Annotated in this window: 9 protein-coding genes; 5 read left to right on the forward strand and 4 right to left on the reverse strand. The window is 68.1% G+C overall.

Annotated features, from left to right (window positions below; translation table 11 throughout):
- The first annotated feature begins 150 nt into the window (after positions 1-150).
- The 4 genes from ACNYS0_RS35480 to ACNYS0_RS35495 all read left to right on the forward strand — a co-directional run bounded on the left by ACNYS0_RS35480 (position 151) and on the right by ACNYS0_RS35495 (position 5,064).
- A complete protein-coding gene (locus ACNYS0_RS35480; RefSeq protein WP_422479676.1) occupies positions 151-1,509 on the forward strand; it encodes an MFS transporter in 1,359 nt (452 codons plus the stop codon).
- Positions 1,506-3,041, forward strand: a complete 1,536-nt coding sequence (locus ACNYS0_RS35485; protein WP_422479678.1) for a class I adenylate-forming enzyme family protein — start codon at positions 1,506-1,508, stop codon at positions 3,039-3,041. The genes ACNYS0_RS35480 and ACNYS0_RS35485 overlap by 4 nt, the downstream gene beginning before the upstream one ends.
- Before the next feature lie 33 nt (positions 3,042-3,074).
- The gene (locus ACNYS0_RS35490) at positions 3,075-3,845 is read left to right on the forward strand and encodes an SDR family NAD(P)-dependent oxidoreductase (protein ID WP_422479680.1); all 771 of its coding nucleotides are present in this window, start codon (positions 3,075-3,077) and stop codon (positions 3,843-3,845) included.
- Between the two features lie 196 nt (positions 3,846-4,041).
- Positions 4,042-5,064: an extracellular catalytic domain type 1 short-chain-length polyhydroxyalkanoate depolymerase gene (locus ACNYS0_RS35495; protein WP_422479682.1), complete on the forward strand. Its 1,023-nt coding sequence runs from the start codon at positions 4,042-4,044 to the stop codon at positions 5,062-5,064.
- 36 nt (positions 5,065-5,100) lie between these two features.
- Here the strand turns inward: ACNYS0_RS35495 and ACNYS0_RS35500 are convergent, their stop codons facing one another.
- From ACNYS0_RS35500 to ACNYS0_RS35515, 4 genes are all read right to left on the reverse strand, one after another.
- The gene (locus tag ACNYS0_RS35500) at positions 5,101-5,670 is read right to left on the reverse strand and encodes a TetR/AcrR family transcriptional regulator (protein ID WP_422479684.1); all 570 of its coding nucleotides are present in this window, start codon (positions 5,668-5,670) and stop codon (positions 5,101-5,103) included.
- A gap of 113 nt (positions 5,671-5,783) precedes the next feature.
- A complete protein-coding gene (locus tag ACNYS0_RS35505) occupies positions 5,784-6,992 on the reverse strand; it encodes a glycoside hydrolase family 1 protein (protein ID WP_422479686.1) in 1,209 nt (402 codons plus the stop codon).
- Between the two features lie 15 nt (positions 6,993-7,007).
- Complete coding sequence (locus ACNYS0_RS35510; RefSeq protein ID WP_422479688.1) at positions 7,008-9,677, reverse strand: family 78 glycoside hydrolase catalytic domain; 2,670 nt, start codon at positions 9,675-9,677, stop codon at positions 7,008-7,010.
- 82 nt (positions 9,678-9,759) lie between these two features.
- Positions 9,760-11,124: an MFS transporter gene (locus ACNYS0_RS35515; RefSeq protein WP_422479690.1), complete on the reverse strand. Its 1,365-nt coding sequence runs from the start codon at positions 11,122-11,124 to the stop codon at positions 9,760-9,762.
- A gap of 150 nt (positions 11,125-11,274) precedes the next feature.
- Here ACNYS0_RS35515 and ACNYS0_RS35520 point away from each other — a divergent pair, with 150 nt between their 5' ends.
- Positions 11,275-12,468, forward strand: a complete 1,194-nt coding sequence (locus ACNYS0_RS35520; RefSeq protein WP_422479692.1) for a serine hydrolase domain-containing protein — start codon at positions 11,275-11,277, stop codon at positions 12,466-12,468.
- Positions 12,469-12,480 lie beyond the last annotated feature (12 nt).

Consider the following 12,480-nt stretch of genomic DNA (forward strand, 5'->3'; position numbering starts at 1 on the left):
GCACATTTTTGCAGGGCCGCCTTGCGAATCAAGCCCTTCACGGTGCATTGACCTGACATTCCTGTCGATCGAAACTCTGTCGCACACCCCCCTTGGACCTGGTGCACCCGGGCCGGCTCCGTCCTGCATCGACCACGGACAGGAACTTCCATGCCTCACAACCCCGCTCCCGAAGGCGCGCGCGGGCCGGCACTGCGACGCATCGTGTACGCGTCCATGGCCGGCACGGTCGTCGAGTGGTACGAGTTTTTCCTCTACGCCACGGCGGCGACGCTGGTCTTCGGAAAGCTGTTCTTCCCGCCGGGCAACAGCGAACTGGAGGGAATCCTCGCAGCGTTCGTGACGTACGCGGTCGGGTTCGCCGCCCGTCCGCTGGGCGGCCTGGTCTTCGGTCATTTCGGCGACCGCCACGGCCGCAAGACCCTCCTCCAGGTCAGCCTCGTCCTGGTGGGCATCGCGACATTCGGGATGGGATGCATCCCGAGCTTCGATGCCATCGGTTACGCGGCACCGGTACTCCTCGTCGTCCTGCGCTTCGTCCAGGGCTTTGCGGTGGGCGGCGAGTGGGGAGGCGCGGTGCTTCTGGTCGCCGAGCACAGCCCCGACGAGCGACGCGGCTTCTGGTCGAGCTGGCCGCAGGCGGCCGTCCCGGTCGGGAACATCCTCGCCACCGCCGTACTGCTGCTCCTCACCTCGACCTTGTCCGACGAGGCGTTTCTCGCCTGGGGTTGGCGCTTCGCCTTCTGGCTCTCCGCGGTGATCGTACTGATTGGCTACTACGTGCGCACACACGTCACTGACGCGCCGGTTTTCCAGGCGGCGCAGGCCGAGGCGGCTCAGCGCTCGGCCGAGCAGTTCGGCGTGTTCGAGGCGGTGCGCAGCTACCCCCGTGAGGTGCTCACCGCCATGGGCCTCCGGTTCGCCGAGAACCTCATGTACTACCTGGTGGTCACCTTCTCGATCACTTACCTGTCGGTCGTCGTGGAGACCGGCACCGACCGCATCCTGCGGCTCCTGCTCCTTGCTCACGCCGTGCACTTCGTGGCGATACCACTGGCAGGCGCCCTCACGGACCGGATAGGCCGTCGCCCCGTCTACGCGGCCGGAGCCGTCCTCGGGGGAGGCTGGGGCTTCATCGCCTTCCCGATGATGGACACCGCCCAGGACGGCGTCATCCTCGCCGCGATCGTGATCGGCCTGCTCGTGCACGCGTTGATGTACGCGGGGCAGCCCGCGCTGATGGCAGAGATGTTCCCCACCCGGATCCGCTACTCCGGGATCTCCCTCGGCTACCAGGTCACCTCGATCGCCGCCGGCTCACTCGCGCCGATCATCGCCGTCGCGCTCCTGGAACGCTTCGACAGCTCGGTCCCGATCGCCCTGTACCTCGCCGCGGCCTCGGTCGTCACTCTCGTCGCGGTCGCCTGCGCCAGGGAGACACGGGGCATCTCCCTGGCGTCCCTCGACCGTCCCGTCGGCTCTCACCAGCACAAGGAAATCCGGACATGATCTCCGATACGTTCCAACACACTTGGGACTCGGCCGTAGGCCGAAACCCCCACTCTCCCTTCCTTGTCTTCCGTGCGGAGTCGGGCGAGATCACCCAATGGACATACGAGGAGTTCGACGCCGTAGTGGCCCGCACGGCCGGGGCCCTGCGGGCCGCCGGGGTCGTCCACGACACGGCTGTGCACGTCGCCCTGCGCAACTGCCCCGCCTTCGTAGCGCTTTGGCTGGCGGTGGCACGCCTGGGCGCCTGGATGGTGCCGGTCGATCCGGCCTCGTCCGTGCGTGACATCGACCGGCAGGTGCGTCGGGTGCGGCCCGTGGTCGGCGTGTGCGCGTTCACCCGTGACCACGTCTACCGCGAGGGCGTGGGCGACAGGATCCCGGTAGTTCTGGCGCTGGGGGAGGACGCTGGTGATGTGAACGGCGTCGGTGGGCCCCTCTTCGGCGCGCATCCCGTGGAGAGGGGCGAGCCGGTACGGCCGGAGGACCGTCTCGCGGTCATGTTCACCTCCGGTACCACCTCCGAGCCCAAGGGAGTTGTTCTCACACAGGCCAACTACGCCCACGTCGCCACCGTGATGGCGGAGGCGGCACAGTTGCGGCCGCGCCACCGCTGGCATGTCACCCTTCCCTTGTTCCACGCCAACGCCCAGTACTACTGCTTCGCACCGGCTATTGCCGTCGGCGCGAGCATCGCGCTGAGCGCCGCCTTCAGCGCCTCCGGCTGGGTGGCGCACGCCCGCGAACTGAGGGTCACCCACGCGAGCCTGTTTGCCGCTCCGGTGCGAATGATCCTGGCCCGTACGCCGAGTGAAGAGCCGCCGCTCCAGTTGGAACATGTGTGGTTCGCACAGAGCCTGGGCGCCGAGCACTACGAACGATTCGCACGACTGGTCGGCACCCGCCCCCGGCAGTTGTACGGCATGACGGAGACGGTCGCGATCGTCACCGCCGACGCGGGCGCGCACCCTGTCCACGACGCGATCGGCTCCCCGGTCGCAGGCCGCCGCATCCGTGTGACGGACCCGGCGAGTGGGGATGAGGCGGCACCGGGTGTGCCGGGAGAGCTCCATGTGCTCGGCACACCCGGACGCGATCTCTTCGTCGGCTACCTCAATGAGGAGAAGACCACCGCCAGGGCTTTCACCACCAGTCCGGAGGGCACATGGTTCGCCACGGGCGACCTCGTCGCCCGCAGTGCCGACGGCGTGCTGCGATTCACCGGCCGCGTCGACGACGTCATCAAGGTGGCGGGCGAGAACGTCAGCCTCACCGAGGTCGAAGCCGCGGTGGCTCAAGCCCCCGGTGTTCTGGAGGCCGCGGTGGTCAGTGTGCCCGACCCCGTACGCGACACGGTGCCCGTCGCCTACGTCGTGGCCCGTGATCCCGGCGAGCCACCTCGCGCGGACGACCTGGACGCGTGGGCCGCCCGTAACCTCGCGCCCGCGGCCCGGCCACGCGCCTGGCACCTCATCGACGAACTCCCGCGCACCAGTGTCGGCAAGGTCCGGCGCTTCCGCGTCGGCAAATGACACCTCACCCACGACAGCACCCGGAGCACGCCCGTGAGCGCACCAACCGCATCACTGAACCCGCACCGCCGCGTCGCCCTGGTCACCGGCTCCGCACAAGGCATCGGTGAAGCCATTGCCCAACGCCTCATCGCAGACGGTGACATCGTCGTACTCCTCGACATCGTGCCGGCGGTCAAGGACACCGCGACCCGCATCGGGGCGGCCGACGCGCTCCGCGTGGACGTACGCGACATACTCGCCCTTCAAGCGGCCGTGCACGATGTTGCCGCCCGCTTCGGCCGACTCGATATCCTCGTCAACTGCGCGGGCACCTGTGGTCGCGAATCTTTCGAGGAACTCACTGTCGCCACCTGGCAGCGGGACCTCGACACCAACCTCACCGCGATGGCGTTCGCCTGCCAGGCAGCGGTCTTCCCGCACATGAAGCAGCAGGGAAGCGGGCGCCTGATCAATATCGCGTCCGTCTCCGGCAAGGTCGGCGGCATCGGCCCGGTCGACCCGGCCGGCAGCGGTGGCCGATCTGGCGCCGCCTACGCCTCCGCGAAGGCCGGAGCGATCAACTTGACTCGCTGGATCGCCCGACAGACCGGTGCCTGGGGAATTACGGCGAACGCGGTGGCTCCCGGGCCGATCGCGTCGCCCATGGCGGCAGGAGCCGAGTACGGAGTGTCCCAATCACCTATACCCCGCATGGGTGAGCCCGCCGAAGTGGCGGCGGCCGTTGCCTACTTGACGGGGCCCGGCTCCTCCTACACCACGGGCACCTGCCTCCACGTCGACGGGGGGTACGTGCTGGCGTAGGTGTGAGGGCGGACAACTCGCCCGGCTCGTCCTGAACCTCGGTTTCGATGTGCGCCGTGCCCGTGTCCGCGGGGCTGCGCCGGGAGGACCAATGGCCCATTCATCTGTGAAGTGTCCCTGGAACAACAATAGTCGTGGCACATCTTGGCGCTCTGGATCCGCACGCGGATCGACCCGGCCGACGTGGCTTCGTGCGGTGCTGGCCGTGCTCGCCGCAGCGAGTCTCCTGGTGTTCGGGGCCGCTCCCTCCGGCAATGCCTCAATCGATGACGCCGGCGGTGGACAAGGCCGAGTCGACCACCGGACGTACAGCGCGTCGACCGGCGTGAACGACTACCTGGTGTATGTGCCGGAGGGGTGGAAGGAGACCGACGAGCTCCCTCTGTATGTGAATTTGCACGGCTGCGGGACGACGGCTGAGCAGATGATGAACGCCACCCAGCTCAACCCCATGGCGGACCGTGAGCGGTTCCTTGTCGCCTACCCCGACAACGGCGGGCAGTGCTGGGGCGCGGTCGGCGATGACAAGGCCCACAAGTCCCGAGGGGGCGGCGGTGACGCCGATATCGTGGCCGGTATCACTCGTGAGACCAGCGCCGCCTACCGTGCGGACCCCGACCGTGTCTATCTCATCGGCGGGTCGGCGGGCGCCTTCCAGACGAGCGCCACGGCTGGGGCTTATCCCGACCTGTATGCAGCCATCGGCTTGGTCGCGGGCGGCGGCTACGGCATGGATTTCCTCACCTGTACCACGATGTCCGACCTGGCTGCTCCGCTCTACGCACCACAGGCGGTCGAGCAGATGGGGCCGCGGGCGCATGTGATGCCCGTCGTCACCCTCGGGGGGACCAATGACGTCCTCGGGGAGCAGCCGGCACCAGGAGGGTGCACCCGACGTGCCTACCTCGCGTGGTTGGCGACCAACAATCTCCTGAAACCAGGGACGGACGGTGACACGTTCCGGGATGATCCGGCCTCGACCGTCACCGGACAGGTCCCCGACGGCTACGCGTGGACCAAGAAGGTTGCACGGGATCGGAGCGGCTGCCAGATCGCCGAGCGATGGATCGTGGACGGAATGGGGCACGCATGGCCGGGCGGGCCGACGGCCCCAGATGATGCCGGCAGCGACCCTCAGGGCCCCAGCGCCTCCGAAGTGTCGTGGAGTTTCTTCAAGAAGTTCACACTCGGTGGAGGCAACACAACCTGTGACGGGTAGCTCCATAACCGGGCCCGGTGGGTCGGCGGTTCGGCCTCATGGGGAGTGGGACGGTACGAGGAGGTCGTCGATGAAGGCACGTACGGTCGCCCGCATGTCGACCTCCTCGGGGTCCAGGAGCCACTGCAACTGGACGCCGTCCAGGACGCTGAGCAGCAGTGTGGCCAGGGTGAGGGGCGGCACGGAGGTGCCGATCTCGCCACGTTCGGTGGCTGCTTCGAAGGCCTCGGTCAGCAGTTCCCGGGCCTTGCGGTAGCGATCGCGGAAGTGCTCGTGCGCCGGGTGCTCGACGGAGGTCGCCTCCGCCGAGAGAACACAGTGAAGTTCAGCCAGGCCGGGATGCGCGATGTTCTCGGTGAGAATCCGCATCACGTGATCAGTGATGTCTGTGCGCGAGGGGGACGGAGGGAGCGCGGTGCCCTCCGTCACGGCGGGGCGGTCCCGTTCGTCGAGTACGGCGGCGAGCAGGGCGTCTTTGTCCGGGAAGTAGTACGTCAGCCCGGCGGCGGTCATGCCGAGTTTTGTCGCCACGTCCTTGAAGGTCGCTCCCCTGTATCCGGTGGCGCCGAAGAGTTCGGCCGCGGCTTCGACCGCTGCCGCCCGCACCCGGGCGCTCTTCGCGTAGGGTCCCCTCGCGCTCGCCACCGCTGAACCAGCCTCTCTTTACGTGGTCGGGACTCGCCGACAGGAAAACTTACTCCAGTGAGATTTTAGGTGCCTCATGCCGCGGTGACGTCCTGCCCGCCGTAGCCGTCACGGGCGACCCTCCCGAGCCAGCTCAGACTCGGCTTCGGGGTGCGTTCGAAAGTCGTCCGGTCGACTGCGATCAGGCCGAACGTCGGCCCCCAGTGGCCCCATTCGTAGTTGTCGAACGCTGACCAGTGCAGGTAGCCGCGTACGTCGATGCCGTCGTCCACGGCGGCGAACAGTGCGCGGAGCGCCTCGGAGGTGTAGCGGATGCGGAGCTGATCGTCCCGGGTTGCGATGCCATTCTCGGTGACGATGATCGGGGTCCCGTTCGTCACCTCGGCGGCGTTGCGGACGGCGATACCGAGAGCGTCGGGGCGATAGGCCCAGCCGGTGAGGGTGTTGTCCGGGTGTGCGGGGTGGGGGACGATCCCGTTCGCGTCGACGGTCTGGCTGGTGTAGGTCTGCACGCCGACGAAGTCGTCGCCGCGGGAGTGTTCCAGGTAGAAGTCCTCCCAGACGTGTTTCACCTCGGCGAATTTGGCCTCGCTGCCCGGGGCCGGGGTAAGCGCCTGGCAGGCGACGGTCCAGCCGGTTTTGGCGTCGGTGCGCGTATGAAGAACGTCCTGGGCGGCGGCGTGCGCCTCGGCCAGGACCGCACCGATTCGGGGATCGGGTGTGGGCAGGGCTGAATTGGGTCCGGCCGCGACGGTCATCGATGTCGCCCGCCCCGAGACGAACCGGTCGACCATGCGCGTCGACAGTGTCAGGACGTTGGGCTCGTTGATCGTGCACAACCACGGAACGTCCTTGATGATCGTGGCCACCTGCTCCACGTAGCGGGCGAAGCGGTCGACGCCCTTCCCGCTTTGCCAGCCGCCCTCCTGGACGAACCACAGGGGGTGGGTGAAGTGCTGGAGGGTGACGACGGGCGTGAGGCCCAGTTCGAACGCGGTGTCGATCATGCGGCGGTAGTGGGCCAGGACGCCGCGGTCGAACTCACCGGGCGCTGGTTCGATACGGGCCCATTCCAGGCTGAAACGGTATGAGTTGAGGCCCGCTTCGGCCAGCAGGCTCATGTCCTCGGGGTAGCGGTGATAGCTGTCGATGGCCTTCCCGCTGGGCTCCATGGCACTCTGCGGCTGGTTCTCGAGCCACCACCAGTCGTTGTTGGTGTTGTCTCCCTCGATCTGGTGGGCCGACGAGGCGGCGCCCCACAGGAAGTTCGGTGTGTTCGACATGGGTTCCTTCTGTTTCTAGCGGGTGGTCGCGGCATGGTCGGAGCACACGGCCGTGGTCGTACAGGTGAATTGGTGGTGGCCTGCTCCCCGGTGTTGAACGTCGCCATCGGGCAGGACGATCTCAGCGGTCGAGGTCGGGGGAACGTCGACGTCGAGCGTGAAGTGGGTGCCGTCGAGGGCCCAGTTGACGTCGATCGGGCCGCGCGGGGTGAGATGGCAAAAGCGGGCCGCTGTGAGTCCGCCGCCCGGGTACGGGCGGACGACGAAGTGCTCCCAGCCCACCGACGACGAGTGTTGCTGCAGCCCCGCCACGTAGGCATGCAGGAACTGGATCACCGCGCCCTTGCTGTAGTGGTTGAGTGAGGCGTGGGCGTTGCCGTTCTCATCGACGCCTTCCCATTCCTCCCACATGGTCGTCGCGCCGCGGTCGAGCATGCCCAGCCAGGAGGGGATGCCGCGGCGCAGGAGGAGGGCGTACGCCAGATCGGTGTGGCCCGCCTCGGCGAGGGTCGGCAGCAGGAGGCCGGTGGTGAGGAAGCCGGTGCCGATCCGGTCGTCGTTTTCATGGATGAGGGCGACAAGGCGGTCAGTGGCGGCGTCGCGCAAGCCGCCGGGGAGGAGACCGAAGGCGAGCGCGCGCACGTACGCGGCCTGGGTGTCGGCGGCGGTGTGTCCGTCGGGGCGCAGGAACTCGGTGCGCCAGGCGTCGCGTACGCGTTCGGCCAAGGTGCCGTAGTGGGCGGCCTCTTGGGGGCGTTGGAGGACGGTGGCCATGGCGCTGAACCGGGTCAGCGAGCGGAACAGGTAGGCGGTGGCGACCTCGCCCTGGTCGGTGGCGAACAGGTTCGCGACGGACAGCGGTGGGTCGTCGGCGCGGCGCGGCTCACACCACTCGCCGAAGTGGAATGGGCCGTCCCAGACGTACTGTTCGTGTGGCGCGGGCGCGGCGGTGCGGGAGGGGTGGCGTATCTCGCGGGCACAGCGCAGGGCGTATTCGATCCAGGCCCGCATGCTTTCCCAGCTCTCCGCCAGGATCTGGGTCTCGCCGTACTCGGTGTACAGCGTCCACGGCACGTCGATCAGGGCGTCGCCCCAGCCCGCGGAACCGCCGCCGACCAGCCCGCTGTGGTCCGGGTGTTCCCGCATCCGCTCGGAGGCGGGGGAGAACATGGCGGGCAGCCCGCTGTCGAGTTGGTCGTCTCGGACGGACCGCAGCCATTTGTGGCCGAAGCCGGCGATGCCGTAGAGGCGCGCGGCGACAGGCGCGTAGAGGCCGAAGTCCCCGGTCCAGCCGGAGCGTTCGCGGGTGGGGCAGTCGGTGGGGATGTCGACGATGTTGCCTCGGAAGCTCCAGTCGGCCGCCCGGTGGAGCCGTTCGAGTTCGGGGTCACTGCAGCTGAACCAGCCGCGTTGCTCCAGGTCGGTGTGGACCGCCACGACGGTGATGTCGTTGCGGTCCAGGGCGCGGCCCGGGTGGGTGACACGCACGTAGCGGAAGCCGTGGACGGTGTGGCGGGGCTCGAACTCCTCGCCCGCGTTGCCCGCGGCGGTCACTTCGTCGATCTGGCGGCAGGGCAGGGGTGTGCCGTCGGGCTTGGCCAGGTCGAGGTGGGCGGTGGTCAAGTCGCCGTCCACGGTGAGGTGTTCGCCGAATTCGAGGCGGGTGTGCGCTCCGCTGGCGCCGAGGTTGCGCAGGCGCAGCCATCCGGAGATGTTCTGTCCTGCATCCACGATCGACACACCTTGGTGTAGCGGGGTGACCGAGCGGGGGCGCCACTGCGCTACGCGGCGCACCGGCGGCGCGGGGGACCAGCTCGGGGTCGGTGCTGTGACGGTGTCCACCCGGACCGGTTCATCGGGCTCGTCCGCGGGCCGGATCCGCAGGTCGATTGACTGCCCGTGCATCAGGTCGGCCCGTGTGATCGGCGAGGGGCGAGTGGTCCAATCGGGGCCGGTTGCAGCGGCCGTCGTGACCGTGCCGGAGTCGTCCTGCGTCTCCAACTCGGCCCGTACGGCGAGGATTTTGCCCCAGACGTCCCGCATCTGCTGGCCGCCGTTGCGGCCGCGGAACCAGCCGTCCGAGACGGTGAAGGCGAGGGTGTTGGGGCCCGGGCGCAGTAGAGAGGTCACGTCGTACGCCTGGGCATGGAGCGTTGCTTGGTAGCTGGTGAAGCCGGGGGCCAGCTCGATGTCGCCGACCCGGGACCCGTTCAACGTAACCTCGTAGATGCCCAGTGATGTCGCGTACAGCCGTGCGTGCGAAGGGAGTTCGGCGAGTTCGAACGACGTGCACAGCTCCCAGGCGGCGCGGTCGACGGCATCGGTGTCGTGGTCCGGCGGCGAGATCCAGCGGCCTGTCCAATCCGTCTCGTGCCAGAGCGCGGAGCGCACGGTCAGCGTGTCCGACCAGGAGGACGAGTCCCCTCCCGCCACCCGCACGCGGAGGTCGACGCGCGTACGGCTCGGGATCGGGGGCCACGGCCAGACGGCCCGTGGTGCGGGGCCCTGAGTGCGGTGGCGTTGCGGCGCACCACCGTTCCAGCGGGCCTCGATCTCGTACCCCGTGCGGGCGCCCGGACCTGCTGGTGGTAGCCACCTGAGCGGGGGAGTGCGAGTCGCGAGGACTCCCGAGCCGGGCTGCTCGCCGGCGGACAGCCTTGTGGGCCGGGGGTCGAACTGCGTCATACTTGTCGCTCCTTGCTGTGAAAGGGAGGCGTGGGGGTGCGTCACCTGCCCGCTGGTCGTGTCCTCCAGGTGTGAAGGATGGTCAGACGAGGCCGCGCACGCGGCGCACAACCACGCCGCCGATGATCGCGACAGCGCCTCCGGCGAGGTAGAGAACCGGATATCCGCCCAGAGCCGTCATTCCGCCGAGCGCGAGGAGCGCGGGCGCCAGCATTGGCCCTATTGAGCGGGGGAGTTGGTCGGCGATCACGAACAGGGACATGAACTTGGCGTTGTCCTTGTCGCCGCCGGGCAGCACGCTGATGACCAGCACCCCGTCGGTGGGAATGAAGAACCCGGTAGCGAGTGCGATCAGCGCACTGCCGACGAAGAAGAGCGGGACCGAGGGGGCGAAGGCAACGACGGCGCTTCCGGTGGCCAGTAGCAGTGCGGAGATCAGGACCAGAGGCTTGCGGCTGCGCACCTTGTCCGTGACGAAAGAGCCAACGATGGTGCCGACCAGCGCGCCCAGCATGCTGAGCACGCTGTTGGCCGAGATCAGCGAGGGCAGTTCCTTCTTGCCCACCCCGAGGTGGTCCGTGAGGTAGTAGATGGCAAAGGACCCTGTGAACGCGATGCCGAAGGTGATGAGGAAGCGGCTGAGCCACACCCAGGAGAAGTCCGGCGCGCTCTTGGGGTTGAAGATGTATGCCCGTGCCACGGTGCGGACAACAGGTTGTTGCGGGACCTCCGTCGGGCTCAGTGTGCGGTCCCGGTAGATCCACACGCCGATGACGAAGGTGACGATGAGCAGCGGCACACCGCCGGCGGCCATCAGGAACTGATTGTCGATGAACTGCGGCCCCACGATGCCGGCGATGAGCGCGGCGAGCAGACCGAGCATCGACTCGAACCCGACGACGCGTCCCCGGGCATGCTCGGGAATGCTGTCCGGAGTCATGGCCGAATGTGACGCGTTGGCGAGTGCCTGCCCGATGGCGAGGACCACCAACGCGCCGAAGACGGCAGGCAGGCTCCCGGCGAGGCCGAGCCACGTGAGGCCCACGACGGCCAGCGCGGCGCCGATAGCCAGGCCCGGCCTACGCATGCCGTAGCGCGAGGTGGTGCGGTCGCTCAGCGCACCACAGAGGGGGGCGAGGATCATACCGCCGAACGCCGTGATGCCCGTGGCGACGCCCAGTGCCGTCTCCTTGTTGTCCGGCGCGATGCGCTCCATGATCAACGGCAAGGCCACCAGCGCGGGCAGCATGGCCGCCACGGTGTTGCCGAACCTCATGATCAGGATGGCGGTGACGGCCCGCTTGGACACCTTTTCCACTGACACTTGGTCGGCTGGCCCGTCGGCCTCGGTGGAAACCGCGGCAGCGGAGCGTCCCCCGGCGGAGTCCAAGGCGTGGGACTCGTGCGTGGAGGTGGCCAGGTCTGGTTGCGGCTCGGGCTGGGGCATCGCAGATCTCCTGTGATCGGCGAGGGAAATCTAGCCGGTGCTAGATATTGACGGTCGGGACCGTAGCAACTAATTCTGTCTGCGCATAGATTTTCGGTTGACGGAAATCCGCGACCCCCGAGGTGCCCGTCCGGCCCGGGCCGGAGTCCCGTGTCACACCTCGAACTGCCGAGGAGAGGCGATCCATTGATATCCGACAGCAGCACCCACCTGGCCTCCCTTCACGCCCACATTCAGAAGGCCGTGGACGACGGGATCTGGCCGGCCGCGCAGTTCGCCGTCGCTCGGCACGGCGAGATCCTTGCCCACGAATCTTTCGGTGAGGCGAGGGACAGTGACCGATTCTGCCTCTTCTCCACCACCAAGCCGATCGTGGCATCCGTGATGTGGCAGCTACTGGGCGAGGAGCTCATCACGCTTGACACCAAAGTGGCAGAGGTGTGGCCCGAGTTCGCCGCACACGGCAAGGACGCCGTCACCCTGGAGCATGTGCTGCTGCACACCTGCGGCTTGACGAACGGAGCCATCGACCGTGAGTCGCTCCCGGATCGGGAGGCCCGGGCGGCTGCCATGGCGCAGTGGCAGCTGGAGTGGGAGCCCGGTGCGCGCTATGAGTACCACGGCTTCTCCGCACACTGGGTGCTGGCCGAGCTGATCCAACGGTTGACCGGACAGGACTATCGTGAGGCGCTGCGTGCCCGGGTTCTCGACCCGCTCGGGCTCGACAGCCTCGAACTGGGCGTGCCCAAGGAGCAGCAGGGTGATCTTCAGCGCGTGGTCGCGACCGGCGCGTACCCGCTGGAGGCACTGGAAGTGATCATGGGCCGTGCGGTCGACGCCGCAGTTCTGGAAGCGAGCGACGCCGTGGTGCTGGCTGTCGCCAATGAACCGGACCTGGTCTCGCTCGGTGTGCCCGGTGCGAACGCCTTCTCCGACGCGGCGAGCGTTGCCCTCTTCTACCAAGAGCTGCTTCACAACACGTCCGGCCTGTGGCGGCCGGACGTGCTGGCGGACGCCACGGGTCGGATCCGTAACACCTTTCCAGCCGACCCGCTGCGCTCGGACGCCCCCGCCAACCGGAGCATCGGTCTGGTCATCACAGGTTCGCACGACGCCGGGTCGTTGGAACTCCCCATGTACGACGCCCCCTTGCGCATGCGTCCGTACGGCGGCAATACCTCACCACGTGCCTTCGGCCACACCGGAGCCGGCGGGCAATCCACGTGGGCGGACCCCGAGACCGGCCTCTCCTTCTGCCTGCTGACCAGCGGAATGGACCGGGACATGGTGCGCGACCACCAGCGGCACACCGCGATCGAGTCGCTCGTCCCCGAGTTGGCGTGAAGACGGTCCTTG

Origin of the sequence: Streptomyces anthophorae (assembly GCF_049310305.1) — a bacterium.
In the GTDB taxonomy this organism is placed as follows: domain Bacteria; phylum Actinomycetota; class Actinomycetes; order Streptomycetales; family Streptomycetaceae; genus Streptomyces.

Bases quoted from the DNA above. Each gene is read 5' to 3' on its own strand.
- ACNYS0_RS35515 (WP_422479690.1), bottom strand. From the start codon at position 11,124: ATGCCCCAGCCCGAGCCGCAACCAGACCTGGCCACCTCCACGCACGAG.
- ACNYS0_RS35510 (WP_422479688.1), bottom strand. From the start codon at position 9,677: ATGACGCAGTTCGACCCCCGGCCCACAAGGCTGTCCGCCGGCGAGCAG.
- ACNYS0_RS35485 (WP_422479678.1), top strand. From the start codon at position 1,506: ATGATCTCCGATACGTTCCAACACACTTGGGACTCGGCCGTAGGCCGA.
- ACNYS0_RS35505 (WP_422479686.1), bottom strand. From the start codon at position 6,992: ATGTCGAACACACCGAACTTCCTGTGGGGCGCCGCCTCGTCGGCCCAC.
- ACNYS0_RS35480 (WP_422479676.1), top strand. From the start codon at position 151: ATGCCTCACAACCCCGCTCCCGAAGGCGCGCGCGGGCCGGCACTGCGA.